Origin of the sequence: Microbacterium sp. TPU 3598 (genome assembly GCF_002356155.1) — a bacterium.
In the GTDB taxonomy this organism is placed as follows: Bacteria; Actinomycetota; Actinomycetes; order Actinomycetales; family Microbacteriaceae; genus Microbacterium; species Microbacterium maritypicum_A.
Genome location: NZ_AP017975.1, coordinates 1,938,502 through 1,962,822, shown reverse-complemented (window position 1 = coordinate 1,962,822; position 24,321 = coordinate 1,938,502). Strand labels below are relative to the sequence as shown.

The following is a 24,321-nucleotide window of genomic DNA, read 5'->3' as shown; positions in this document are numbered from 1 at the left end:
CGGACAGGGCATGCGCGGGGCAAGCTGGACTCATGGATCTCGCTGCCGCGACGGAGGCCTTCGCCGAACACCTGGAGAAGGTGCGCCGGCTGTCCGCCGCGACCGTCAAGGCCTATCGCTCAGACCTGCGAGACCTCGACGCCGCGGCGGGTGGTGTTCCCCTCGAGTCGGTCGACCTCGAGGTGCTTCGGGACTGGCTGTGGCACGCCACTCAGCGTGGCGACGCCAGATCGACCCTCGCGCGCCGCGCCGCCACGGCCCGCTCATTCTTCAATTGGGCTCAGGAGCAGGCGCTCATCACGCATGATCCGAGCCTGCGCCTGGTCGCCCCGAAGAGGGGGAGGACGTTGCCGACGGTCGCCTCGCGGGACGCGATGTCGGCACTTCTGGATTCTCACCGCGACGCCGCCGAAGAGGGCGACCCGATCGCGCTGAGAGACCACGCCATCCTCGAGCTGCTGTACGGCTCCGGTATCCGTGTCTCCGAGCTCTGCGGACTGGACATCGACGATCTCGATCTCGACCGCGGTACGGCGCGAGTGCTCGGCAAGGGCGCGAAGGAACGCATCGTGCCCTACGGCACTCCGGCGCGCGACGCATTGTCGGCGTACCTGAGGCGCGGCAGGCCGGTACTCGTCGCGCGCGCCCGAACCTTCACCCCTGCCGTGATCCTGGGCAGCCGCGGTGGCAGGGTAGGGCCGCGGACCGTGTACGAACTCGTCGCGCGGGTTCTCGCGCCGATCGTGGGTGCCGAGACGATCGGTCCTCACGCTCTGCGGCACACCGCGGCAACTCATCTGCTCGACGGGGGAGCCGATCTGAGGGCGGTCCAGGAGATCCTCGGACACGCCAGCCTCGGTACGACGCAGATATACACCCACGTCTCCACCGAGCGTCTGACGGCGACCTATCGACTGGCCCATCCGCGCGCATGATCTCTCGCTAAGCCCCCGTCGCTCAGCGTGCTTCGCAGCAGGGGAGCAGGACGGCTCTCGGAACGTCGTCGAAGAGCAGCAGGGGATTGATGTAGTCGCCGTCCAGCCGCACGCCGAGGTGGAGGGAACCCGCGGCGGTGTGCCCTCCGATATCCAAGACTCCGAGCGCCTGCCCGGCCGTGACGACATCACCCGCGACGAGCGTCGACCGAACGGGTTCGAGAGTCGTCACGAGGCCGCCGGTGTGCTCGATGGTGAGGAGCGGCCGATCCACCACGGTGCCGCGGAAGGCGACCACACCGTCCGCGGGGGCGGACACCTCTGCGCCGACCACGGCGGCCAGATCGACGCCGCGATGGCCGGCACCGTACTCGTGCGCGGGCGCGCGAAACGGAGCCGCGACAGCGCGAGGCCCGGCCACCGGCCAGCTCCAGCGAGGCCATTCGGTTGTCGAGGGAGCTTCCGCCGCCGCCACGGGAGCCGGCGCGGTGAGAGCGAGCAGCAGAGCGACAACGAGAAGGGAAAGGGCTCGGGGGACTGTGCGCATGGTGCGAGTCTGGTCGGATGCACTCCGTCGCGGGCACCGGAACGGTCGGCCGCCGCGGGACACCGGAACAAGACCGGCGTGCGGCGTGACGTGCAGGGTGAGTGCCCGCGCGATCCTGTATGCTGGGGGAGCACCTCGAAATCGAGGTGACTACGCGTGCCCAAAGCGATTCACTTCGCGGCATCCACTCCCACAGGTCCTTCTCCTCGATAAGGCGGGCGTGGGCCGGGCACCAGGAAGTCCGATCATCCGATCGGCTTGCAACCTCAACGGCGCAGAACCGCGCCAGAACCAGGAGACGACCATGGCTGTGGTCACCATCCGCCAGCTGCTCGACAGCGGCGTGCACTTCGGACACCAGACCCGTCGGTGGAACCCGAAGGTGAAGCGCTTCATCCTCACCGAGCGCAGCGGTATCCACATCATCGACCTGCAGCAGTCGCTGGGTTACATCGACAAGGCCTACGACTTCGTCAAGGAGACCGTCGCCCACGGTGGCACGATCCTCTTCGTCGGCACCAAGAAGCAGGCGCAGGAGATCCTCGCCGAGCAGGCGACCCGTGTGGGTCAGCCCTTCGTCAACCAGCGCTGGCTCGGTGGACTCCTCACCAACTTCCAGACGATCTCCAAGCGTCTCGCTCGTATGAAGGAGCTCGAGGAGCTCGACTACGAGGTCCCCGCGAACAGCGGCTTCACCAAGAAGGAGCTCCTGCTCAAGAAGCGCGAGCTCGACAAGCTGCACAAGTCGCTGGGCGGTATCCGCAACCTCACCAAGACGCCCTCGGCCATCTGGGTCGTCGACGCCAAGCGTGAGCACCTCGCGATCGATGAGGCCAAGAAGCTCGGCATCCCCGTGATCGGCATCCTCGACACGAACGCCGACCCGGATGACTTCCAGTACCCGATCCCCGGCAACGACGACGCGATCCGCTCCGTCTCGCTGCTGACGCGCATCATCGCCGACGCCGCGGCCGAGGGCCTGCAGCAGAAGCACAACCCGGAGACCGGCGACGCCGAGCCGCTGGCCGACTGGGAGAAGGAGCTCCTCGAGACTCCCGCACAGGAGGTTCAGGAGTCCGCTAACGCCGCCGAGGTCGTCACGGCAGACGACGCCGCTGCCGTCGTCGAGACGCCCGCCGCCGACGAGACCGCTGCCGACGAGGCCGGTGCTGAGGCGCACGACGAGGCGATCGCCGCCGCTTCCGGTGAGGAGACCGCTGAGGTCGCCGCCGCCGAGGCTGCTGACGCCAAGTAATCCCTCGTACACACACCTAACGAAGCAAGGAGCCACCACACATGGCCAACTTCACCATCGCTGACCTCAAGGCGCTGCGTGAGCAGCTCGGCACCGGAATGGTCGACACCAAGAAGGCGCTCGAGGAGGCTGACGGAGACGTCGCGAAGGCCACCGAGATCCTGCGTCTCAAGGGTGCGAAGGGCAACGCGAAGCGCGCTGACCGTTCCACGAGCGAGGGACTGATCGTCGCTCGCGAGCAGGACGGCGCCGTGACGCTCATCGAGCTCGCCTGCGAGACCGACTTCGTCGCGAAGAACGAGCGCTTCATCGCGCTGGCCGACAAGGTCGCCGACGCCGCAGCAGCGGTCAAGGCCGACTCGGTCGACGCCGCCCTCGCCGCCTCTGCCGGCGACAAGAGCGTCGAGCAGGTCATCTCCGAAGAAGCCGCGATCATCGGCGAGAAGGTCGAGCTGCGCCGCGTGCGCACGATCACCGGCGACAAGGTCGAGGTCTACCTGCACCGCACGAGCAAGGACCTTCCGCCGCAGATCGGCGTCGTCGTCGCCTACTCGGGTGACGATGCCGAGACCGCGCGCAGCATTGCGCAGCACATCTCGTTCGCCAACCCGTCCTACCTGTCGCGTGAAGACGTGCCGGCTGACGCGGTCGAGAAGGAGCGCGAGATCGTCACTGAGATCTCCCGCAACGAGGGCAAGCCGGAAGCGGCTCTCCCGAAGATCGTCGAAGGCCGCGTCTCTGCGTTCATCAAGCAGGTCGCCCTGCTCGAGCAGGACTATGCCAAGGACAACAAGCTGTCGGTCGCCCAGGTGGCGAAGGACGCCGGTATCACCGTGACGGACTTCGCGCGCTTCAAGGTCGGCGCGTAGCACCGTCGAAGGGGTTCGGATCGCCAAGATCCGAACCCCTTCTTCATGCCCACGAGGCACTATCTTGAATCGGGACGAGAGGACACCCACCCATGACTGAACGCACCGGACGCCGACGCGTCCTTCTCAAGCTCTCCGGAGAGGCATTCGGAGCGGGACAGCTGGGTGTCAGCCCCGACGTGGTCTCGCAGATCGCCCGTGACATCGCCGCTGCGGTGGACCGTGTCGAGGTCGCGATCGTCGTCGGCGGGGGCAACTTCTTCCGCGGCGCAGAACTGAGCCAGCGAGGCATGGACCGCGGTCGCGCCGACTACATGGGCATGCTCGGTACGGTCATGAACGCGCTCGCCCTGCAGGATTTCCTCGAGCAGGCCGGGGCCGCCACCCGTGTGCAGTCCGCCATCTCGATGACCCAGGTCGCCGAGCCGTACATTCCGCGCCGGGCTGAGCGTCATCTCGAGAAGGGGCGGGTCGTCATCTTCGGTGCCGGGGCCGGCCTCCCGTACTTCTCCACTGACACCGTCGCGGCACAGCGTGCGCTCGAGATCGGCGCGGACGAGGTCCTCGTCGCCAAGAACGGCGTCGACGCCATCTACACCGCCGACCCCAACAAGCATGCCGACGCGGAGCGCATCGAGCGCGTCACCTATCGAGATGCGCTCCAGCGTGGTCTCAAGGTCGTCGACTCGACCGCCTTCAGCCTGTGCATGGACAACAGTATGGACATGCGCGTGTTCGGCATGGAGCCCGCCGGGAACGTGACCCGTGCGCTCCTCGGCGAGCCGATCGGAACCCTCGTCACCGCCTGAGTGTGTGACACGGCGGAGACGACTTCGCCCGATAGAATTTGCAGAACACCCCGACGATAGGAGTCACCGTGATCGCGGACGTCCTCGCTGAAACCACCACTCGCATGAACCGGGCGGTCGAAGCTGCCAAGGAGGACTTCTCCACGGTGCGCACCGGTCGTGCGAACCCGCAGATGTTCCAGAAGGTCCTCGTGGACTACTACGGCACTCCCACGCCGATCGCCCAGCTCGCCTCCCTGGCGAACCAGGAAGCTCGCACGCTCATCATCACGCCGTACGACAAGTCGGCGCTGAAGGCGATCGAACAGGCGATCCGTGACATGCCCAACCTCGGAGCCAACCCGACGAACGACGGCAACCTCGTTCGCGTGACGATGCCGGAGCTCACGGCCGAGCGCCGCAAGGAGTACGTCAAGCTCGTCAAGACCAAGGCCGAGGACGCGAAGGTCCACGTCCGTGGTATCCGTCGCAAGGCCAAGGACGAGCTCGATGCCCTCAAGAGCGAGCTCGGTGAGGACGAGATCGCGCGCGGAGAGAAGGAGCTCGACGTCCTGACACGTCAGCACGTCGAGCTCATCGATGACGCGCTGAAGCGCAAAGAGGCAGAACTCCTCGAGGTGTAGTCGGGATGTCTGACGAAACGCGAGATGCCGACGACGATGGGCCGTTCACGCGTCACGGCGGGAACGGGAAGACCCCATCCGACGGCGTCCCGCTCGTTGACGCCGCGTTCCCGTCTTTCGACGCGGCTGCCGTCCCTCCGCGCCCACCGCTTCCCGCAGCTTCGGAGCGCATGCCCTCGGGCGGCGTCGGTCCCCTGGACACGGCGGATCACAACGCTATCCGGGAACAGTGGCGCGCAGCACGGGATGAACTCGGCAGCCATGTCTCCCATGCACGCGACCAGCTCGACCAGGCGAACGAACGTATCAAGGAGCGCACGGGCCGCGATCTCGTCCTGGCCATTCTGATCGGTCTCGCCTTCGGCGCTGCGCTCCTGGGATCGTTGCTCTTCCTCAAGGTGCTCTTCGTCCCGTTCGCTCTCGCGGCCGCCTTGCTCGGTGTCTACGAGCTCTCCCGAGCGCTGCGGAGCTCGGGTCGCCGCGTCGACGTGGTCCCTCAGCTGATCGCCGCCGCGTTCCTCGTGCTCTCGGCGTACTTCGCCGAGCCCTGGTTGTGCTGGGTGATGCTCTTCGTGTCCGTCGCGTTCGTCATCGTGTGGCGGCTCATCGCGCAGATGGTGGAGAAGGACGGCCGCACCTACGGGGACGTCCTCGCCGACGCCGTCACGAGCGGGTTCGTGCAGGTCTACGTCCCCTTCCTCGCGGGGATCGCGCTCATCCTCCTCAAGCAGGAGGGCGGTCAATGGTGGGTCCTCAGCTTCATCGCGATCGCCGTAGCGGCCGACACGGGCGCGTACGCCGCCGGTCTCGCCTTCGGCCGTCACCCGATGGCTCCGAAGATCAGCCCGAAGAAGACCTGGGAGGGTTTCGGCGGCGCCGTCATCGCCTCGCTCGCTGCGGGGGTGCTGCTCGCGATCTTCCTCCTGGAGCTGCCGTGGTGGTGCGGCGTGATCTTCGGCGCGTCGATCCTGCTCTCCGCGACGCTGGGGGACCTCGGTGAATCGATGCTCAAGCGCGACCTCGGCATCAAGGACATGAGTTCCTGGCTCCCCGGTCACGGAGGGCTGCTCGATCGACTCGACAGCATTCTGCCCTCGACGATCCCTGCGCTCTGTCTCTACTTCCTCTTCTCTCCTTGGGTGGTTCTGTGATGAACAAAGATCAGCTCGACGAACAGGCGGAATCGACGCCGCCGGCATTCGCACTCACCTCCGGTCGGGTGCGTGGCTATCACCGGGCAGCCGTCGACACGTTCCTCGCATCTGCCCGCCGCGCGTTCGAGGCGGGCGGCGATGAACTCAGCGCGGACGATGTGCGGACGGCCTCCTTCCCGCTGGTGAAGAACGGATACGTCGTCGCGGATGTCGACGCGGCGCTCGGCCGTGTCGAAGACGCCTTCGCCGCTCGAGAACGCGAACGCGCGGTGCGATCCGCGGGAGCAGGTGCCTGGGTGGAGCAGGCCAGAGCAGACGCGCAGGTGATCCTGGATCACCTGGCGCGACCACGGCGCCACCGATTCGCCCGTACCGGAGTGCTCACCTTCGGGTACCGTCTCGATGAGGTCGATCATGTGTCGACGCGTATCGTGCGGTATCTCCGCGACGGCGAAGCGCTGACTGCCGAGCAGTTGCGCTCGGCGGCGTTCCGGATGCAGCGTGGGGGATACCGCGAGGAGCAGGTGGATGCCCTTCTGGACGCCACGATCGACGTGATTCTCGCCGTTCGCTGAGGTTCCTGATGGTCGATCCAGGCACTCTTGCGTAGACTGTCCCTCATCGTGAACTCCCGAAACGACATGAATCTCGAAAGAAACGACCTCTCGCCGGTGCCCGCGGTGAAGGCTCGTTCGGCGCGCACGGGCACACGACGCTGGTCTCGCAGCCGTGGTGTCGTCGGGGTCTTCAGTTCCCTCGCCGTCGTGGGTTTCGCCGGTGCATTGGTCGCACCGACCGGGGTGGCATTGGCCGCACCCGCCCCTGAGGAGTCGCCGGACTCCGCCTATTCGCTTGCGCTCGCGGACACTCAGAACCTCACCGTCACCGTCGAAGGTGCCGAGATCGCACCCGTCGTGCGCGGAGGGTTCGAGGTCTATGTGAAGCCGAAGCCGGCTCCGGTCCCGACCGTGGCTGCGGCACCCCGTGGGGGATCCTCCGGAAAGCCTTCCGGAGGTAGCCTTCCTCCGTACACGGGAGGCGGTGCTCCTGCAGAGTGGATGGCGGCAGCCGGCATCGCGCAGAGCGACTGGCAGTACGTCGACTACGTCGTGTCCCGCGAGAGCGGTTGGAACCCGAACGCCACGAACAAGTCCTCCGGTGCCTGCGGTCTGGTGCAGGCGCTGCCATGCAGCAAGGTGCCCGGCAACGGCTACAACCCGGTCGACAACCTTCGCTGGGCGACCGGATACGCCACCGGCCGCTACGGCAGCTGGGCCGGTGCGTACAACTTCTGGGTCAACAACCACTGGTGGTGAGCAGGCAGTATGCCCCGCTCTCGCAGACGTCCTTCGGAGCGCCCTGACCCCGAGGACTCCTTCGATCGCCTCCTCGCGGGCTGGAAGCGTACCGAGACCCGCCGCGGCGGTGAGTGGACCGTGCAACCGGTTTCCGGGGCGCAGGCGCAGAAGGACTATCTCTGCCCGGGCTGCGGTCGATCGATCGTCGCCGGAACCGCCCATCTCGTCGCCTGGCGCGCGGACGGCTTGCTCGGCGACGCGGCTGACCTCGCCGCACGGCGACACTGGCACACACACTGTTGGAGGCTTGCATGAGCATCGAGATCCGAGGACCACTGGAGCTTCCGGCGCGACGCGAAGACATCGAGCTGAAGACCGCCGACGGTCTCACGTTGGTCGGAGAGCTCGCCGTGCCGGAGACCACGACTCCTGTCGCGACTCTCGTGACGCTTCATCCCCTGCCTACGGCCGGCGGGTTCATGGATTCGCACATCATCCGCAAAGCGGCTGCACGTCTGCCCGCTCTGGCGGATCTGGCCGTGCTGCGATTCAACACGAGGGGGACCGCATCACCTCGTGGGACCAGTGACGGATCCTTCGATGGCGGGGCGTCCGAACAGTTCGACGTCGCCGCGGCGATGGACTTCGTGCGTGAACGCGCTCTGCCTCGCCCCTGGCTGCTGGGATGGTCCTTCGGCACGGAACTCGCGTTGAAGTACGGTCGGGAGCACGACATCGAGGGGATCATCCTCCTTTCGCCGCCTTTGCACCGCGCGACACCGGAAGAGGTCGCCGCGTGGGCGACGGTCGACCGCCCCGTGGTCGTCCTGGTACCGGAGCTGGATGACTACCTGCGCCCCGCCGAGGCCCGCGAGAGGTTCGCTGCGATCCCGCACGCACAACTGATCGCGGTGGACGGGGGGAAGCACCTCTGGGTGGGCGAGACCCAGACGCGACGCGTGCTGACGGAGATCGTGGCCGCGGTAAATCCTGCGGCACTGCCTCTCGCGACGCACTGGCCGACCGACGACTGACGCGCAGCGGGTTCAGAGCTCGTTCATCCGCGGGATGAGCACCTGCCGGTAGATGATCAGGATGCTCGCGGCGACCGGGATGGCGATCAGCGCGCCCAGCAGACCGAGAAGGCTTCCTCCGGCGAGTGCCGCGACCACGACGACCGCCCCCGGTACCGAGACCGCACGACTCATGATGCGCGGCGAGATGATGTAGGCCTCGATCTGCATGTAGATCAGGTAGTAGATCGCAGCGGCGATCGCGGTCGCCGGAGAGCCCAGTCCGGGGATGAGACACACCAGCACGATGATCGTGGAGCCGGTCAGGGTGCCGACGAGCGGGATCAGGGAGAAGAAGAACGCGATCACCGCGAGGACGGCGGGGAACGGTGCTTGGATGATCGACAGGAAGATCGCGCTCAGCACGCCGTTGATGACACCCTGCGTCACCTGCCCCATGACGTAATAGCCGACCGAATCCGTGATCTGTTCGGACAGGTCGATGAACCTGTCACGTTTCGACGCCGGAGCCAGCTGGTAGACCGCCCGCTTGAGGGACGGAGTGGAAGCCGTGAGATAGATCGTCAGGATGAGGACGATGAACGCACCGAACAGGCCGCTGAGCACGGCGCCACTCGCCACGAGGAACCCTTGGCCGATGGAGCCGCCGATCTCGGTCAGGTTCGTGGTGAGCCAGTCCTCGACGTAGGTGAAGACATCATCGACCCTCAGGTTGGGGAACGCGTCCGTCATCCACTGCTTGAGGTCGTCGATCGCGGTACCGCGTTGCACGATCGCCGTGATCTGGGCGATCAGCTGGGAGATCTGGTCGACCAGCACGGGAAGGACGATGAGCACGATGCCGACGAAGATGCCGAGCACCGCGAGGATCGTGACGATGACAGCGAGCCATCGGGGGAGACGCCGGCGCTCCAGGAAGGAGACGAGCGGATCGAGTCCGAGACTGAGGAAGAGAGCCGTGCCGAGATAGAGCAGAACCGTGGAGAGGTTCTGCACGCTGTTGATCAGCAGGATGCCCAATCCCACGCCGAGCGTCGCCACCAGGGCGGTGCGGAAGGGATTGTGGATCTTCATTCGGAGGCTCCTCGAGGACGGATGCAGCAAGGCTATCCAGAGCGTCCGGCTCGGCACCGACGACGTGCCGGTCCGGCCCGCACTGAACCTGCTCGTGGGCAACACACAGCTGATTTCGCTAGTCTGAAATGTCGAGTGTTGCGTCGCTGGCAAGTGCCGGCGATGCGTGAGGAGACTATTCGTGCGTTTCGTATGGGCCGTGGTGGCCTTCGTGCTGGCTGCCGTGCTGATCGGCGCGGGGATTGCTCAGCGCACCATCTTCATGGGGCCGGACACTCAGCAGACCCAGGTCGAGATCGATGAACCGGCACCCTTCGTCCTCATCGACGGCGACGTGCTTCGGGCGAATCCAGGCGCGCAGACGCTGATCGTCCGGGGAGAGGGCGAGATCTTCGGCAGCTATGGTCGCACCGCCGACATGGAGGCCTGGCTCGCCGACTCCGACTACAACCAGGTCACGCTGAAGAAGAACGGCGATCTGGCGGTCGAGCACGTCACGGCGCCCTCCGCTGACGGCGAGACCGATGCTCCGAGCGACGGCGCTGAGGGCGACTCCGCCGACGCGGAGTCCGCGGGGCGTGATCCGCGGGGATCCGATCTCTGGCTCGACTCGTTCGTCAAGGACAACCGTCTCACGGCCGAAAACATGCAGTTGCCCGAGGGCACGAGCATGCTCGTCGCCTACGACGGCACAGCCGATGCGCCGGATGACATCGTGGTCTCCTGGCCGCTGGACAACTCGACGCCGTGGGCGGGACCTCTCATGGTCGCCGGGGGAATCGTGCTGCTGCTCGGCCTCATCCTCTACGTGCTCGCGATCCGCCATCAGCGCCGCGGCCGCGGCCCCCGGCGCAAGGGCCCGGGTCCGCTCCCGGCGACCGAACCGATCGACGTCGCGGTTCTTCCGCCGTCTGAGCGCGCGGCGATCGAGGAGTCCGGCGCTCCGCGCAGCGAACCCTCCGCAGGAACGGCGGCGCCGGCCGACGGAGACGTCGAGGAGGCGGAGATCGTGGACGAGAGCAAGGACCCCGACGCGAAGACCTCCATGCGCGCAGCCACGCGGCCTCGCCGGCGTCGCATGCTCGCGCTTCCGGCTCTCGGGCTCACGGCGCTTCTTGCCGCCGGGTGCTCGTCGGACTCGTGGCCGCAGCTGGGCGACGCCTCGCCGAGCCCGTCTCCGAGTCCGACGGTGATCGCGCCGGAGAACCAGAAGCCCCCTGCGGTGACCGAAGCGCAGGCCAAGCGCATATTGAAGACGCTCGCCGGCACGGTGAGCGAAGCCGACGCAGCACTCGACCTCGACCTGCTCGCTACCCGCTTCGAGGGGCCCGCTCTCGCAGCGCGGACCACTGAGTATGCTCTGCGCTCGAAGCTCCCGGACACCGTTCCGCCCGCGGCGATCCCGACCGATCAGGTCGAGGTCGTGCTGCCGGAAGCGACCGATCAGTGGCCGCGCACAGTACTGATGCTGTCGAAGACCGGGGATGACACGGTGCCGCCGGTGGTCCTCACGATGACGCAGGCCGACCCCTGGTCGAACTACAAGGTCTCGAACATCGCCGAGATGTCTGCTGACGCCGTCTTTCCCGAGGTCGCCGCATCCTGGCTCGGGACATCGCTCGTTCCCTCCGATTCCGCGTTCCTGACGATCCCGCCTGCGAACCTCGCCTCGACCTTCGCCGATGTGGTGGACCAGGGGGAGCAGAGCGAGTTCTACGACATGTTCGACGATCTGGCGTTGACCTACGCCAAGTCGATCACCGACAGCCGTCAGGCCGTGATCCAGGCTCTCGCCGACAAGGGCGCCGCCGACACGTCGAAGGCCGCCTTCGACATGGCTCCGACGACGGATGCCCCCATCTCGATGACGACTTTGGACAGCGGCGCGATCGTCGCCGTCACCCTCACCGATACCGAGACGGTGACGCCGACGGGAGACGACGTCTCCATCCGTTTCGGCGACAATGCACAAGCCAAGGCCCTCACCGACGCGACCGAGTCCGCGAAGGGCGTCGAGACGACCTACGAGTTCCAGCTGTTCTTCTCGGTCCCGGCAAAGGGCTCGACGGAGCAGATCCGGCTCCTGGCAGCCCACCAGGACCTCCTGTCCGTGAAGGTGATCAAATGAGTGAGATCTCTCCTGCCGCCCTGCGCGGTGCCGTCGACCTGTCGAGTCTCCGCAACCGGCCCGCATCTCCCGCAGAGGGCGCCCCCGCCCAGGGACTGCCCGATGTCGTCGTGGATGCGACCGACGAGACGTTCGGGCAGATCCTCGAGCTCTCGCGCACCGTTCCCGTCGTCGTCGACCTCTGGGCGGAGTGGTGCGGGCCCTGCAAGCAGCTGAGCCCGATCATCGAGAAGGTGACGCGCGAGCTCGGCGGACGCGTGCTGCTCGCCAAGGTCGATGTGGATGCGAATCCGCAGCTGGCGCAGAGCTTCCGTGCCCAGTCCATCCCGATGGTGGTGGCCCTGATCGCCGGTCAGCCGGTGCCGATGTTCACCGGGGCCGTGCCGGAGCAGCAGGTTCGCGACGTCTTCGCGCAGCTGCTGCAGGTGGCGGCGCAGAACGGTGTCACCGGATCGCTCTCGGTCGGCGAGGAGGGCGCGGACCCGGAACCTCCCGTGGAGCCGGAGCTCCCCCCGCTGCACGCTGAGGCGTTCGCGGCGATCGAGGTCGGCGACTACGCGGCCGCGATCACGGCGTACGAGAAGGCGCTCGCGGAGAACCCGCGGGACGCGGACGCGCTCGCTGGTCTCGGCCAGGTGCGGCTGCTCGACCGCGTTCAGGGCCTCGATCTGCAGGCGGCACGGGCCGCAGCGGCCGAGGGCCCCCTCGACGTCCAGGCGCAGTTCGATGTGGCCGACCTCGACCTCGCCGGCGGGCATGTCGATGACGCCTTCGGTCGCCTGCTCGATCTGTTCGCGCAGCTCCCGTCCGACCAGCGCACGCCCGTTCGTGAGCGCCTGGTCGAGCTCTTCGGGCTCATCGGTGCGGAGGATCCGCGGGTCGTGTCGGCGCGCAACCGGCTTTCGTCGCTGCTGTTCTAGGGAGGTACGCGCCGAGTCGCCGGCGCGCTCAGCCGTGGTTGACCGTTGGCACGTGAGGGTCGGACTGGTAGCGCAGCCACAGCGTCGAGAGCGCGGGCAACGTCAGGGTCGCGAGCGGTGCTCCTCCTTCTGAGGGTTTCGCATAGACCAACCCGAGGTTGCCCGATCCTCGACCCCCGTAGTCCGCCGCGTCCGTGTTGAGCACTTCCTGCCACACTCCTTCTCGAGGAAGGGTGAGCTGATACCCGGTGCGTTCCACCCCGGCGAAGTTGCTCACGACGACCAGGCGCCCGCCGTGCGCGTCACGCCTCTCGAACGCGATCACCGTAGATTCCCAGCTCGGCGCACCGAGGCGGCTGAACGACGAACCGTCGTTGTCGCGTTCCCAGAGAGGGGCCTGCGCCCGGTAGGTACGGTTCATCTCGCCGATGAAGTCCTGCAGCTGGGCATGTGAGGGCTGCTCGAGGAGCCACCAATCCAGCTCGCGCCCTTCCGACCACTCCGCCAGCTGGCCGAACTCCTGCCCCATGAACAGCAGCTTCTTGCCGGGGTGCCCCCACATGTAGGCGAGGTACGCACGCACGTTCGCCAGCTTGTGCCAATGGTCTCCCGGCATCTTTGCGACCAGGCTGCCCTTGCCGTGGACGACTTCGTCGTGGCTGATGGGAAGCAGATAGTTCTCACCGAAGGCGTAGACGAAGGAGAAGGTCATCTCGCCCTCGTGATGCCCGCGGTACATCGGGTCGCGGGAGATGTACTGCAGGGAGTCGTTCATCCAGCCCATGTTCCACTTGAACCCGAAACCCAGGCCTGCGTGGTCGGTGGGAGCGGTGACGCCGGGGAAGCTGGTGGACTCCTCCGCGATCATCAGGATCCCCGGGTGCAGCCGGTAGGCGGTGGCATTCACCTCCTGCAGGAAGCGGATCGCCTCGAGGTTCTCGCGCCCGCCATGGATGTTCGGCTCCCATTCGCCCGGTTGACGGGAGTAGTCGAGGTAGAGCATCGAGGCGACGGCGTCGACACGGAGCCCATCGACATGGAACTCCTGGAGCCAGTACAGGGCGTTGGCGACCAGGAATCCGCGGACCTCCGGGCGGCCGTAATCGAAGATGAGTGTTCCCCAGTCCTGATGCTCTCCGCGTCGTGGGTCCGGGTGCTCGTAGAGCGGCTGACCGTCGAAGCGCGCGAGCGCGAAGGCATCCTTGGGGAAGTGGCCCGGAACCCAGTCCATGATCACGCCGATGCCGGCCTGGTGGAGACGGTCGATGAGGTAGCGCAGGTCGTCGGGCGTGCCGAACCTGCTCGTGGGGGCGTAGTATCCGCTGACCTGATAGCCCCACGATCCACCGAACGGATGCTCCGCCAGCGGCATGAACTCGACGTGGGAGAAGCCCGATTCCGTCACATGCTGGATCAGCGGGTCGGCGATCTCGCGGTATCCGAGGCCCGCCCGCCATGAGCCGACGTGGACCTCGTAGATCGACAACGGCTGCGCCACGGCGTGGGTGGCCGCCCGGCGCGTCATCCACGCGCCATCCGACCAGCTGTGCGTCGATGCCGTCACGATCGATGCGGTGTCGGGCGGAACCTCGGCAGCGAGCGCCATCGGGTCGGCCTTGAGGATCCACGCCCCCTCGCGGGTGCGGATCTGGTACTTGTATCTGGTGCCGATCGGAAGCCCTGGAACGAAAAGCTCCCAGACGCCGCTGACGCCCATCGAGCGCATGGCGTGGGCTTCGCCGTTCCAGTCGTTGTGATCGCCGACCACCCGCACGGCAGTGGCGTTGGGCGCCCAGACCGCGAACGAGACGCCGATCTCTCCGTCGAACGTGCGCACATGAGCGCCCAACGCCTCCCAGAGGCGTTCGTGACGCCCCTCGGCGATCAGGTGCAGGTCGAGGTCGCCGAGCGTCGGCGGATGCCGATACGGGTCGCCCGACACTGTCTCATCGTGATCTGCGTACCTCGTGGCGATGCGGTAAGGGACCGGGGGACCGCTGTGCTGGCCCTCCCAGATGCCGTGGGCGACGTGGGCGAGCTCCCGTCTGCTGCCGTCGTCGAAGACGGCTGCGACTGCTTCTGCGAGCGGGCGTCTGGCACGGATCACGGTGACGGTGCGGTCGGCCGCATCCTTGTGGGCATGCGCGCCGAGAACGGAGTGAGGATCGTGGTACGTGGCTGATGAGACCGCCTCCCATTCGGTGGATGCGGCGACGTCTTCCGTGTAGCTCATGATCGCTCCCTCACCTTCAGGATGTGCACCGGCTCGGCGAAGGCGTCGAGCCGCACGTAGTTGTGATCGGTCCAGGTCCAGACGGCTCCCGTGAGGAGGTCCTCCACCTCGAAGGCCTCGCCCGGGAGGATGCCCCACTGGGTCGTGTCGAGGTGCACGGTGGTCTCCCGCACCGAGTGCGGGTCGACGTTGGCGACGACGATGACGGTGTCTCCGCGACCGGTGCCGGTGAACGGCGCCGCCAGATGCTTGCTGTAGACGAGCACCGCGTCGTCGTCGCTCCAGTGCGCGCGGAAGTTGCGGAGCTGCTGCAACGCGGGATGAGCGCCCCGGATCTCGTTGAGTCGGCGCAGCAGGGGAGCGAGCGATTCGCCGCGGGCCTCGGCGCCGACCCAGTCTCGGAACTTGTACTCGTACTTCTCGTTGTCGATGTTCTCTTCGGACCCGGGACGGGCGACGTTCTCGAAGAGTTCGTAGCCCGCGTAAACGCCCCATACGGGACCTGCCGTCGCGGCGATGCAGGCGCGGATCCTGTAGGCCGCCCTGCCACCGAACTGCAGGTACTCGGTGAGGATGTCGTGGGTGTTCACGAAGAGGTTGGGCCTCATGTAGTCGGAGGTCTCGTGGGATACCGAGCCGAGGAACTCCTCGAGCTCGGCCTTCGTGTTGCGCCAGGTGAAGTAGCTGTAGCTCTGCTGGAAACCGACCGCGGCGAGCGCGCGCATGACGGCCGGTCGGGTGAACGCCTCTGCGAGGAAGATCACGTCGGGGTCGACGGCGTTCACCTCTGCGATGAGCCATTCCCAGAACTGGAGCGGTTTCGTGTGCGGGTTGTCGACGCGGAAGATCTTCACGCCCTGCGCCACCCAGTGCTGCACGACCCGCAGCATCTCGGCGTAGATGCCGTCCGGATCGTTGTCGAAGTTCAGAGGGTAGATGTCCTGGTACTTCTTCGGCGGGTTCTCGGCGTAGGCGATCGTGCCGTCCGGGAGGGTCGTGAACCACTCCGGATGCTCGCGCACCCATGGATGGTCGGGCGAGGCCTGGAGTGCGAGGTCGAGCGCGACCTCGAGCCCTTCCCTCCGTGCCGCGCGCACGAACGCCCGGAAATCCTGCGAGGTGCCCAGTTCGGGATGGATCGCATCGTGCCCGCCTTCCGTGGCGCCGATCGCGTACGGCGAACCCGGGTCTCCGGCCTCGGCGGTGAGGGTGTTGTTGCGTCCCTTGCGATTGGTGGAACCGATCGGATGGATCGGCACCAGATACACCACGTCGAAACCCATCGTCGCGACGTCGGGCAGACGACGCGTCGCGGTGCGGAACGTGCCGCTCTTGACAGTTCCGTCCTTCAGACGCCGCGCGCCTTCGGAGCGGGGGAAGAACTCGTACCAGGCGCCGACACCTGCCGCGCGCCGGTCGGCATGCAGCGTGTGTGTCGGCGTCGCGGAGCGCAGAGTCGTCACGGGACGGTCGCGGAAGATCTGAACCAATCCCGCATCCGTCGCCAGCGCCATGGTTGTCGCGGCATCGCCGTCCTGCAGGGATACCGCGTCTGCGCCGAGCCGTTTCCGCTGCGGTGCCGGGCGGTCCTTCTCCGCGGCGGCCCGCGCCAGCAGATCTGCCCCCAGCGCTGCCATCACCGGGACGTCGACCCCGGCGGCGACCTTCAGCTCCGCGGCGTGCGCCCAGGTCGCGAAGTCATCGGAGAAGGCCTCGAACCGGAAGAGCCATTCGCCCTGTTCGTCGAGCGCGATCGGCGTCGACCAGGTGTCGGTGCCGTCGTCGCGGGGAGAGAGGCGATGCAGGGTCTCTTCTCCGGAAGGGGACGTGAGCCGGACGTGCACGCCGATGACGTCGTGGCCCTCGCGGAACGCGACCACGCTGAAGGGCACCACTTCGCCGACGAAGGCCTTCGGCCTGAAGCCACCGGGTACCGATGGCGACGGGTCGAGCAGCGGGATGCGGGTCGTCCGCAGTGCACCGGGAGAATCCGCAACGCCCAGGGCGCGCGCCGGGATCTGAGCGGGGCTCCGAAGAGCCGAGGACCGAGTACCAGCACGTGCAGCCACCTCCCGAATGTACCGCGCGGACGTGGCCACGGGTAGCGCGCCGGAGGGTGCGTCGTCGGCCGGCTTCATTCGATGCGGAACAGCCTCATCGACGTGCCCGAGACCGGCAGCACATCGCCAGGCGCGAAGACCTCTTCGTCATCGGAAGGGCGCTCCTGAGCACTCGACCACAGCGAGACGAAGCGGGTCGCGTCTTCGATCTCGACGGGCAGGCGTACATCGATGGGCGACTCGGTACCGTGCACGATCAGCAGGATGCGGTTGTAGGCCTCGGTGTCGGGAGTGGAGGCGGCGACATACTGCAGCGTCCGGTTCCCTGGGTCGGCCCATTGGTCCTGCTCCATCGTCTCCCCGTTCTGGTCGTACCAGTCCATCACCGAGGCGTTGGGGATGTGCTCGCCGAGTCGCGCGTAGCGGCTCGGTCGCAAGGCGGGGTTCTCCTGGCGCAGCCGGATGAGCCGGGAGACGTGGGCGCGCAGATCGTCCTGCCAGGGCTCGAACTCCCAACCGAGCCAGGTCAGGACGGAGTCCTGGGCATAGGCGTTGTTGTTGCCTCGCTGGGTGCGACCGACCTCGTCGCCGGCGGTGAGCATGGGAATGCCCGCGGACAGCAGGAGCGTTCCGAGCAGGTTGCGCATGGCTTTGCGCCGCGAGGCGAGGATGGTCGGGTCGTCTGTCGGACCCTCGACTCCGTGGTTGAACGCGCGGTTCATGTCCGCACCGTCGCGATTCTGTTCGCCGTTGGCCTCATTGTGCTTGACGTCGTGGGAGACGAGGTCGTGCAGGGTGAAGCCGTCGTGCGCCGTGACGAAGTTCACGCTGGCGAGCGGACCGCGGTCCTCGCTGAAGGTGTTCGACGATCCGGCGAGACGGGTCGCGAATCCACCGATGCCCACCGGGGCAGATGCTCGCCGGGCGTAGTCGATGTCGCTCAGCCAGAAGTTGCGCACCCGATCGCGATAGCGGTCGTTCCACTCATGCCAGCCGGCCGGGAAGTTGCCCGTCTGCCAGCCGCCGAGACCGACGTCCCATGGCTCGGCGATGAGCTTGGTGTCGGCGAGGATCGGATCGTCCGCGATGGCGGTGAGAAGCGGATGCTCCGGGGTGTATGTGTGGGCGGCGTCGCGGGCGATGGCCGTGGCGAGGTCGAAGCGGAAGCCGTCGATCTGCATCTCCTGCGCCCAGTAGCGCAGGGAGTCCAGAACGAGTCGGGCACCGGCATCGGTCGCCGTGTTCAGGGTGTTGCCGCACCCGGTGGTGTCGACGTAGACGCCGGACTCATCCTGCCGGTAGTAGTTCGCGTTGTCGATGCCGCGCAGGCTCGAGCGCGGACCACCGATGCCCTCTTCGGACGTGTGGTTGTACACGACGTCGAGGATGACCTCGAGTCCTGCCTCGTGCAGCAGCCGCACCATGCCCTTGAACTCGGCCAGCACCGCCTCCGGCCCCTCCTTGCGGGCCTCCTCGGTGGCGTAGGCGGTGTGCGGGGTGAAGAAGTTCAGCGTGTTGTAGCCCCAGTAGTTGGTGAGACCGCGCTCGAGGAGGCGAGGTTCCGGCACGAAGGCATGAACCGGGAGCAGCTCGATCGACGTGATCCCCAGGGAGTGGAAGTACGCGATCATCGCGGGGTGGGCGAGCCCGGCGTAGGTGCCGTGCAGTGCGGGAGGAACATCGGGATGACGTTTGGTGAGGCCTTTGAGATGCCCCTCGTAGATGACAGTGCGGTCCAACGGCACCCGAGGCTTCTGCGACTCGCCCCAATCGAAGCCGTCGACGATCACCACGGAGCGCCATTCCTCGTATCCGTCTCCCTGCGCGAGGCCGCGGGCGTAGGGGTCGAGGAGCAGCGTCTCCGGGTTGAACGTGTTCCCGGGGCCGTGCGGACCCCCGACACGGACGGCGTACCGCACACCGGGTTGGAGCAGTTCGGTGGTGACCTCCCAGACGCCCCCGGCGAGTCGCTCGAGCGGCACTTCGTCCGTCGCCCAGTCGAGGTCGGTGGCGTCGAAGACGACCAACTCGATGGAGGAGGCGTTCTGCGACCAGACACGCAGGGTACCGACGCCGTCGTGCAGACGAACGCCGAGGTTGTCGAGGGCAGGTCCGCCGGGCACGGTGAGGTCTCGGGACTCGGGCATGAGTACACACTAGGCGCGATGTGTTGCCGTCTCATGTCAGCGCGCACCCGGTACCTGGAGGCAGCACCCTTCCGCCCTCGTTTCGGGAGAGAATCGAAGGATGCGGCACTATCTGGACCACGCGGCGACCACGCCACTGCGCCCCGAAGCACGGGAGGCCTGGCTCGCCGCTTCCCAGATGGTCGGCAATGCGTCGTCGACGCACGGGGCGGGTCAGGATGCGCGTCGGCTGCTCGAGGAGTCGCGCGAACGGGTCGCCGCGGTGCTGGAGGCCGACCCGATCGAGATCGTGTTCACCTCCGGGGGCACGGAGTCCATCAACCTCGCTCTTCAGGGGTTGTGGCACGGCCGCGCGGGCGGGACGTCGGCGATCGTGATGCCCGACGCCGAGCATCACGCGACCATGGACACGGTCGCCGCGCTCGTGGATGAAGGGGCAGCACTGCGACGAGTGCCCGTCGCGCCCGACGCGCGGATCGATCCCGAGCAGTTCGCCGCCGAGCTTCCCGGTGCCGCTCTGGCGACGGCCCTCGCGGCGAACAACGAGGTCGGAACCATCAACGACACCCGCTCCCTCGCAGCCGCGGCGGCGGGAGCGGGAGTTCCCCTGCACATCGACGCCGTCGCGGCTCTCGGGCACGTGCCCCTGTCGTTCCGCACCCTGCGAGGTGATGCCGACGGTGGGGTCGGCCTGGTCGCCATGAGCTTCGCCGGCCACAAGATCGGCGCGCCGGTCGGCGTGGGAGTCCTCGTCACGGCGCGTACGGCCCGCCTCACTGCGCTGCTGCGTGGCGGAGCGCAGCAGCGCGGGTTGCGCGCGGGCACGCAAGATGTCGCCGGAGCTGCCGCTTTCGCGACGGCGCTGGAGCTCGCAGAGCGCGAACGATCGGACGAGACCGCACGACTCAGCGCGCTGCGTGACCGCCTCGTGTCCGGCATCAGGGCGGCCGTGCCGAGAGCAGAACTGCTGGGGGATCCGACCGTGCGCCTCCCGGGGAACGCGCACGTGCTGTTCCCCGGCGCGGTGGGGGAGAGCCTGCTTTTCCTCCTCGATGTCGCCGGCGTCGCCGCCTCGACGGGATCCGCCTGCCAGGCGGGCGTCGCCGAGCCGTCGCACGTCGTGATGGCGATGGGGCGCAGCGAACGGGATGCGCGCAGCGTGCTGCGGTTCTCGCTCGGTCGGACCTCGACCGATACCGACGTCGATGCGGTGCTCGCCACGATCGCTGATGCGTATGCCCGCGCATCCGGCGCCGGCACAGCCGCGCGCTCGTAGACTGGTCTCATGCGGATCCTTGCGGCTATGAGCGGTGGAGTCGACTCCGCCGTCGCGGCCGCCAGGGCCGTGGAGGCGGGGCACGACGTGGTCGGCGTGCATCTGGCACTGTCCCGTGCCGGCGGCACCCTGCGCACCGGCAGCCGCGGCTGCTGCACGATCGAGGATGCCCTCGACGCCCGTCGCGCCGCCGACGTGCTCGGCATCCCGTTCTACGTCTGGGACTTCTCGGAGCGTTTCCGCGACGACGTGATCGCAGATTTCATCTCCGAGTACCAGGCAGGTCGCACCCCGAATCCCTGCATGCGATGCAACGAGAAGATCAAGTTCGCCGCACTGCTGGAGCGAGCGATCGAGCTCGGGTTCGACGCCGTGTGCACGGGGCACTACGCGACGTTGATCGACGGCGACGGGGGTCTCGAGCTGCACCGCGCCTCCGACAACGCCAAAGACCAGTCGTACGTCCTGGGCGTCCTCAACGCCGAGCAGCTCGCGCACACCTACTTCCCGCTCGGCACCACGCCCTCGAAGGCGATCGTGCGCGCCGAAGCCGAGGCACGCGGTCTGAGCGTCGCGCAGAAACCGGACAGCCACGACATCTGCTTCATCCCCGATGGTGACACCCGCGGTTGGCTCGCCGAGAAGGTCGGCACGGCGACCGGCGAGATCGTCGACCGCAGCGGAGAGGTCGTCGGATCCCACGAGGGTGCTCACGCCTTCACCGTCGGGCAGCGCCGCGGTCTCAAGCTCGGTGTGCCCGCCGCCGACGGCAAGCCGAGGTTCGTTCTCGAAGTGCGCCCGGTCTCCAACACCGTCGTCGTCGGACCGAAGGAGGCCCTCGCCATCGCCGAGATCGCGGGGGAGCGGTTCAGCTGGGCCGGCGCTGCACCGACCGAATCGTCCTTCTCCTGCCATGTGCAGATCCGTGCGCATTCCGAGCCCGTGGCCGCACACGCCGAGGTCTCCGACGGGGGTGTACGCGTCACACCGGAGGTTCCCCTCGACGGCGTCGCACCGGGGCAGACCGCTGTGCTCTACGTCGGAACGCGCGTGCTCGGACAGTTCACGATCGATACGACGGTCTCGGCGGTTCCCGTCGGCGCGTAGACGTTTCCGGTGTCGGTACCCGCTCGTAGACTGGCGGAGTGCCGGAGAACATCTCGCTGGAAGACGCCCGAACCGAAGCTGAAGAGCTGACCACTCGCATCCTCGACGCCAAAGAGGCCTACTACGGCCGCGACACCTCGGTCGTCGACGACTTCACCTATGACGGATGGATGCACCGGCTCGAAGAGCTCGAGCGTCTGCACCCCGAGCTCCAGGGACAGGACTCGCCCACCCAGATGGTCGGCGCGGCCGAGGCGACGGGTCTTGCGACCATCGAGCACGCCGAGCGGATGCTCAGCCTCGACAACGTCTTCTCGGTCGACGAGCTGAAGGAGTGGGCAGCGAAGACGAAGGCCGCAGCGGGCCGCGAGGTCGCCTGGCTCACCGAGCTCAAGATCGACGGACTGGCGATCAACCTCCGCTACGAGAACGGTGTGCTGACCTCCGCAGCCACCAGAGGCGACGGACGCGTCGGAGAGATCGTCACCGAGAACGCTCTGCGTCTCCCCGAGATCCCGTATCGGCTCAGCGGCGACGGGCATCCCCCGATCGTTGAGGTGCGCGGCGAGGTCTTCATCCCCGTGGCGGCGTTCGAACGACTCAATGCGGCGCAGGCGGCCTTCCGCGACCGGGCCTACGCCGACGCGCTCGAGCGGTGGGAATCGCGCGGCGGGGTGAAGAAGCCCTTCGACGAGGAGAAGGCGCGCACCGCGGCCGCCCGGCGATTCCCGGCCTTCGCGAACCCCCGCAATGCGGCGAGCGGTGGACTCCGCCAGCAGATCGACAAGAAGAACGGCCTCGAGCTCGAAGCAGGACTGTTGCGGATCGAGTCGCTCGCGCTGTACGTGCACGGGGTCGGCGCATGGTCGAACCCTCCGGTCGCCGCACAGAGCGAGGTGTACGACCTGCTCGCGGAATGGGGGCTGCCCACGAGCCCGCACACGAAGGTCTGCCGCACGATCGACGAGGTCGTCACGTTCGTCGAGTACTTCGGCGAGCATCGGCATGATGTCGAGCATGAGCTCGACGGCATCGTGGTCAAGGTCGACGAGCTCGAGCTGCACGACGAGCTCGGCGCGACGAGCCGGGCCCCGCGCTGGGCGATCGCCTACAAGTACCCGCCGGAAGAGGTGCAGACGAAGCTGCTCGACATCGTCGTGTCGGTCGGTCGCACCGGTCGCGCGACTCCGTTCGCCGTCATGGCCCCCGCACATGTCGCCGGATCGGTGGTCCGCCAGGCGACGCTGCACAACAAGGACGTCGTGAAGGCGAAAGGCGTGCTGATCGGTGACACGGTCGTGCTGCGCAAAGCCGGCGACGTGATCCCCGAGGTCCTCGGGCCGGTCGTCGAGAAGCGCGACGGCACCGAGCGCGAGTTCGTGATGCCCGTCGAGTGCCCGGAGTGCGGCACGCCCCTGCGAGCCATGAAGGAAGGCGATATCGATCTGCGCTGTCCGAACGCACGCTCGTGCCCGGCGCAGGTGCGCGGACGCGTGGAGCACATCGGTTCGCGAGGCGCCCTCGACGTCGAGGCACTGGGCGAGGTCACCGCTGCGGCCCTGACGCAGCCGACGTCTCCTGCAGTGCCACCGCTCGAGACCGAGGCGGGCCTGTTCGCGCTCAGCCTCGAACAGCTGGTCCCCATCGAGCTGTTCGTTCGCGACGCCGAGACGGGTCTCCCCAAGGAAGACGAGGACGGGGTCGTCAAAACTCGCGCTCCTTTCCGACGCAATCCCACCGCAGCCGAGAAGAAGTCCGGTCTCGACGGACCCCAGCCCTCCGCACAGGCGCTCACCCTGCTCGCAGAACTGGAGAAGGCCAAGACGAAGGACCTGTGGCGGCTGCTCGTCTCACTGAACATCCGCCATGTCGGCCCTGTTGCCGCGAGGGCGCTCGCTCAGTGGTTCGGGTCGCTCGACGCGATCCGCGCGGCGTCACGCGACGAGCTCGCCGCGGTCGAGGGCGTCGGTGGCATCATCGCCGATTCGCTTCTCGCCTGGTTCGAGGTGGACTGGCACCAGGAGATCGTTCAGCAGTGGGAGGACGCGGGCGTGCAGTGGGCGACGCCTGGGCACCCCGGCCCCGGCGCGACTGTGGCCGCGGGCGGAGTCCTGGAGGGGCTGACCGTCGTCGCCACCGGATCCCTCGACGGTTACACACGAGACGGCGCGCAGGAGGCCATCATCAACGCGGGCGGCAAGGCCGCGTCGAGCGTGTCGAAGAAGACCGACTTCGTCGCCGCCGGCCCCGGCGCGGGTTCCAAGCTGGCGAAGGCGGAGGACCTCGGCCTACGAATCCTCGACGCGGCGCAGTTCCATATCCTGGTGACCCAGGGGCCGGATGCCCTCCCTCCCACGGGCGAAGGGGCGTGAAGCGCTTCGGGCCCCTGATCGTCGTCCCGGAGGCTCTCGCCGTCGGAGATCCCGGTCGCCATCATCTGCGGTTGACCCCTGATGCCGTGATCATTCGCGAGGGCGTCGATAATCGCGGGATCGTGAGCTGGAGCGACCTCGACACGATCGTCATGGACGTCCCCACGACGAGGTTCCGTCTTCCCGGGCTCGTCAGCACGATTCTGCTCGGCGCTTTGACCGCCGCCATGCTGACCGATCCCGGAGTCGATCCCGACGACGGTTCCGTGACTCTGACGGTCGACGGAGAATCTCGAACCCTGCCCCTGAGCAGACATCACGTCGGCGGATACTGGGAGCCCGCGGTCATGGGCGCGCATCGGCTGATCGCCCATCTCATCGCGCACCCTGAGCAGCGTGCGCTGCTCACACATCCGGAGCCGCTGATCGATGTCGCCGCGCGACTCGCGCGCGGGACGGGATAATCCGTTCCGCGCGCGA

General features: G+C 67.4%; 21 protein-coding genes. 16 read left to right on the top strand and 5 right to left on the bottom strand.

Translation table 11 applies throughout. From position 1 onward, the window contains the following. Nucleotides 1-32: 32 nt before the first annotated feature. Nucleotides 33-935, top strand: a complete 903-nt coding sequence (locus tag MST3598_RS09350; RefSeq protein ID WP_029259161.1) for a tyrosine recombinase XerC — start codon at nt 33-35, stop codon at nt 933-935. Between the two features lie 22 nt (nt 936-957). Here the strand turns inward: MST3598_RS09350 and MST3598_RS09345 are convergent, their stop codons facing one another. Next, a complete protein-coding gene (locus tag MST3598_RS09345; protein ID WP_021200479.1) occupies nt 958-1,482 on the bottom strand; it encodes a murein hydrolase activator EnvC family protein in 525 nt (174 codons plus the stop codon). Nucleotides 1,483-1,786: 304 nt separating this feature from the next. Here MST3598_RS09345 and rpsB point away from each other — a divergent pair, with 304 nt between their 5' ends. The 9 genes from rpsB to MST3598_RS09300 all read left to right on the top strand — a co-directional run bounded on the left by rpsB (nt 1,787) and on the right by MST3598_RS09300 (nt 8,524). Beyond that, entirely contained in the window at nt 1,787-2,737 is a 951-nt protein-coding gene (rpsB, locus tag MST3598_RS09340; RefSeq protein ID WP_029259162.1) for a 30S ribosomal protein S2, read from the top strand. Between the two features lie 41 nt (nt 2,738-2,778). Continuing rightward, the gene (tsf, locus tag MST3598_RS09335; RefSeq protein ID WP_029259163.1) at nt 2,779-3,606 is read left to right on the top strand and encodes a translation elongation factor Ts; all 828 of its coding nucleotides are present in this window, start codon (nt 2,779-2,781) and stop codon (nt 3,604-3,606) included. A 92-nt stretch (nt 3,607-3,698) separates the two neighbouring features. Then, a complete protein-coding gene (gene pyrH, locus MST3598_RS09330; protein WP_017830711.1) occupies nt 3,699-4,415 on the top strand; it encodes a UMP kinase in 717 nt (238 codons plus the stop codon). Nucleotides 4,416-4,483: 68 nt separating this feature from the next. Next, on the top strand, nt 4,484-5,038 hold the full coding sequence (gene frr, locus MST3598_RS09325) for a ribosome recycling factor (protein WP_021200482.1): 555 nt from the start codon (nt 4,484-4,486) through the stop codon (nt 5,036-5,038). 5 nt (nt 5,039-5,043) lie between these two features. Further along, nucleotides 5,044-6,189, top strand: a complete 1,146-nt coding sequence (locus tag MST3598_RS09320) for a phosphatidate cytidylyltransferase (RefSeq protein WP_029259164.1) — start codon at nt 5,044-5,046, stop codon at nt 6,187-6,189. After that, nucleotides 6,189-6,767 carry a DivIVA domain-containing protein gene (locus MST3598_RS09315; RefSeq protein ID WP_029259165.1) on the top strand — a complete coding sequence of 193 codons (579 nt, stop codon included), beginning with the start codon at nt 6,189-6,191 and terminating at the stop codon, nt 6,765-6,767. The genes MST3598_RS09320 and MST3598_RS09315 overlap by 1 nt, the downstream gene beginning before the upstream one ends. Nucleotides 6,768-6,833: 66 nt before the next feature. Further along, the gene (locus tag MST3598_RS09310) at nt 6,834-7,508 is read left to right on the top strand and encodes a transglycosylase SLT domain-containing protein (RefSeq protein WP_021200485.1); all 675 of its coding nucleotides are present in this window, start codon (nt 6,834-6,836) and stop codon (nt 7,506-7,508) included. 9 nt (nt 7,509-7,517) lie between these two features. Then, on the top strand, nt 7,518-7,805 hold the full coding sequence (locus tag MST3598_RS18665; protein WP_096359540.1) for a hypothetical protein: 288 nt from the start codon (nt 7,518-7,520) through the stop codon (nt 7,803-7,805). Next, nucleotides 7,802-8,524 carry an alpha/beta hydrolase gene (locus MST3598_RS09300; protein ID WP_029259167.1) on the top strand — a complete coding sequence of 241 codons (723 nt, stop codon included), beginning with the start codon at nt 7,802-7,804 and terminating at the stop codon, nt 8,522-8,524. The genes MST3598_RS18665 and MST3598_RS09300 overlap by 4 nt, the downstream gene beginning before the upstream one ends. A gap of 12 nt (nt 8,525-8,536) precedes the next feature. On the opposite strand, the gene MST3598_RS09295 is transcribed toward MST3598_RS09300, so the two are convergent. Further along, a complete protein-coding gene (locus MST3598_RS09295; RefSeq protein ID WP_021200487.1) occupies nt 8,537-9,598 on the bottom strand; it encodes an AI-2E family transporter in 1,062 nt (353 codons plus the stop codon). Nucleotides 9,599-9,779: 181 nt separating this feature from the next. Between MST3598_RS09295 and MST3598_RS09290 the strand changes: the two genes are divergently transcribed. Continuing rightward, nucleotides 9,780-11,726 carry a hypothetical protein gene (locus MST3598_RS09290; protein WP_051671023.1) on the top strand — a complete coding sequence of 649 codons (1,947 nt, stop codon included), beginning with the start codon at nt 9,780-9,782 and terminating at the stop codon, nt 11,724-11,726. Further along, on the top strand, nt 11,723-12,646 hold the full coding sequence (locus MST3598_RS09285; RefSeq protein ID WP_029259169.1) for a tetratricopeptide repeat protein: 924 nt from the start codon (nt 11,723-11,725) through the stop codon (nt 12,644-12,646). The genes MST3598_RS09290 and MST3598_RS09285 overlap by 4 nt, the downstream gene beginning before the upstream one ends. 28 nt (nt 12,647-12,674) lie before the next feature. Here the strand turns inward: MST3598_RS09285 and glgB are convergent, their stop codons facing one another. From glgB to glgX, 3 genes are all read right to left on the bottom strand, one after another. Next, nucleotides 12,675-14,879 (bottom strand): 1,4-alpha-glucan branching protein GlgB, encoded by a 2,205-nt coding sequence (gene glgB / locus MST3598_RS09280; RefSeq protein WP_029259170.1) that lies wholly within the window; start codon nt 14,877-14,879, stop codon nt 12,675-12,677. After that, nucleotides 14,876-16,948: a maltotransferase domain-containing protein gene (locus MST3598_RS09275; protein WP_029259171.1), complete on the bottom strand. Its 2,073-nt coding sequence runs from the start codon at nt 16,946-16,948 to the stop codon at nt 14,876-14,878. The genes glgB and MST3598_RS09275 overlap by 4 nt, the downstream gene beginning before the upstream one ends. A gap of 65 nt (nt 16,949-17,013) precedes the next feature. Next, on the bottom strand, nt 17,014-19,086 hold the full coding sequence (glgX, locus tag MST3598_RS09270) for a glycogen debranching protein GlgX (RefSeq protein ID WP_029259172.1): 2,073 nt from the start codon (nt 19,084-19,086) through the stop codon (nt 17,014-17,016). Between the two features lie 100 nt (nt 19,087-19,186). On the opposite strand from glgX, the gene MST3598_RS09265 reads away from it, so the two are divergent. From MST3598_RS09265 to MST3598_RS09250, 4 genes are read left to right on the top strand one after another with little or no spacing between them, the layout of a single operon-like run. Further along, entirely contained in the window at nt 19,187-20,362 is a 1,176-nt protein-coding gene (locus tag MST3598_RS09265) for a cysteine desulfurase family protein (RefSeq protein ID WP_029259173.1), read from the top strand. Between the two features lie 9 nt (nt 20,363-20,371). Further along, nucleotides 20,372-21,469, top strand: a complete 1,098-nt coding sequence (gene mnmA, locus MST3598_RS09260) for a tRNA 2-thiouridine(34) synthase MnmA (protein ID WP_029259174.1) — start codon at nt 20,372-20,374, stop codon at nt 21,467-21,469. 38 nt (nt 21,470-21,507) lie between these two features. Beyond that, on the top strand, nt 21,508-23,841 hold the full coding sequence (ligA, locus tag MST3598_RS09255) for an NAD-dependent DNA ligase LigA (RefSeq protein ID WP_029259175.1): 2,334 nt from the start codon (nt 21,508-21,510) through the stop codon (nt 23,839-23,841). After that, nucleotides 23,838-24,305 (top strand): hypothetical protein, encoded by a 468-nt coding sequence (locus MST3598_RS09250; RefSeq protein WP_051671024.1) that lies wholly within the window; start codon nt 23,838-23,840, stop codon nt 24,303-24,305. The genes ligA and MST3598_RS09250 overlap by 4 nt, the downstream gene beginning before the upstream one ends. Nucleotides 24,306-24,321: the final 16 nt, after the last annotated feature.

Bases quoted from the DNA above. Each gene is read 5' to 3' on its own strand.
- MST3598_RS09350 (WP_029259161.1), top strand. From the start codon at position 33: ATGGATCTCGCTGCCGCGACGGAGGCCTTCGCCGAACACCTGGAGAAG.
- rpsB (WP_029259162.1), top strand. From the start codon at position 1,787: ATGGCTGTGGTCACCATCCGCCAGCTGCTCGACAGCGGCGTGCACTTC.
- MST3598_RS09345 (WP_021200479.1), bottom strand. From the start codon at position 1,482: ATGCGCACAGTCCCCCGAGCCCTTTCCCTTCTCGTTGTCGCTCTGCTG.
- MST3598_RS09265 (WP_029259173.1), top strand. From the start codon at position 19,187: ATGCGGCACTATCTGGACCACGCGGCGACCACGCCACTGCGCCCCGAA.
- MST3598_RS09295 (WP_021200487.1), bottom strand. From the start codon at position 9,598: ATGAAGATCCACAATCCCTTCCGCACCGCCCTGGTGGCGACGCTCGGC.
- MST3598_RS09310 (WP_021200485.1), top strand. From the start codon at position 6,834: ATGAATCTCGAAAGAAACGACCTCTCGCCGGTGCCCGCGGTGAAGGCT.
- MST3598_RS09285 (WP_029259169.1), top strand. From the start codon at position 11,723: ATGAGTGAGATCTCTCCTGCCGCCCTGCGCGGTGCCGTCGACCTGTCG.
- glgX (WP_029259172.1), bottom strand. From the start codon at position 19,086: ATGCCCGAGTCCCGAGACCTCACCGTGCCCGGCGGACCTGCCCTCGAC.
- MST3598_RS09315 (WP_029259165.1), top strand. From the start codon at position 6,189: ATGAACAAAGATCAGCTCGACGAACAGGCGGAATCGACGCCGCCGGCA.
- MST3598_RS09300 (WP_029259167.1), top strand. From the start codon at position 7,802: ATGAGCATCGAGATCCGAGGACCACTGGAGCTTCCGGCGCGACGCGAA.
- glgB (WP_029259170.1), bottom strand. From the start codon at position 14,879: ATGAGCTACACGGAAGACGTCGCCGCATCCACCGAATGGGAGGCGGTC.
- mnmA (WP_029259174.1), top strand. From the start codon at position 20,372: ATGCGGATCCTTGCGGCTATGAGCGGTGGAGTCGACTCCGCCGTCGCG.
- MST3598_RS18665 (WP_096359540.1), top strand. From the start codon at position 7,518: ATGCCCCGCTCTCGCAGACGTCCTTCGGAGCGCCCTGACCCCGAGGAC.
- MST3598_RS09320 (WP_029259164.1), top strand. From the start codon at position 5,044: ATGTCTGACGAAACGCGAGATGCCGACGACGATGGGCCGTTCACGCGT.
- pyrH (WP_017830711.1), top strand. From the start codon at position 3,699: ATGACTGAACGCACCGGACGCCGACGCGTCCTTCTCAAGCTCTCCGGA.
- tsf (WP_029259163.1), top strand. From the start codon at position 2,779: ATGGCCAACTTCACCATCGCTGACCTCAAGGCGCTGCGTGAGCAGCTC.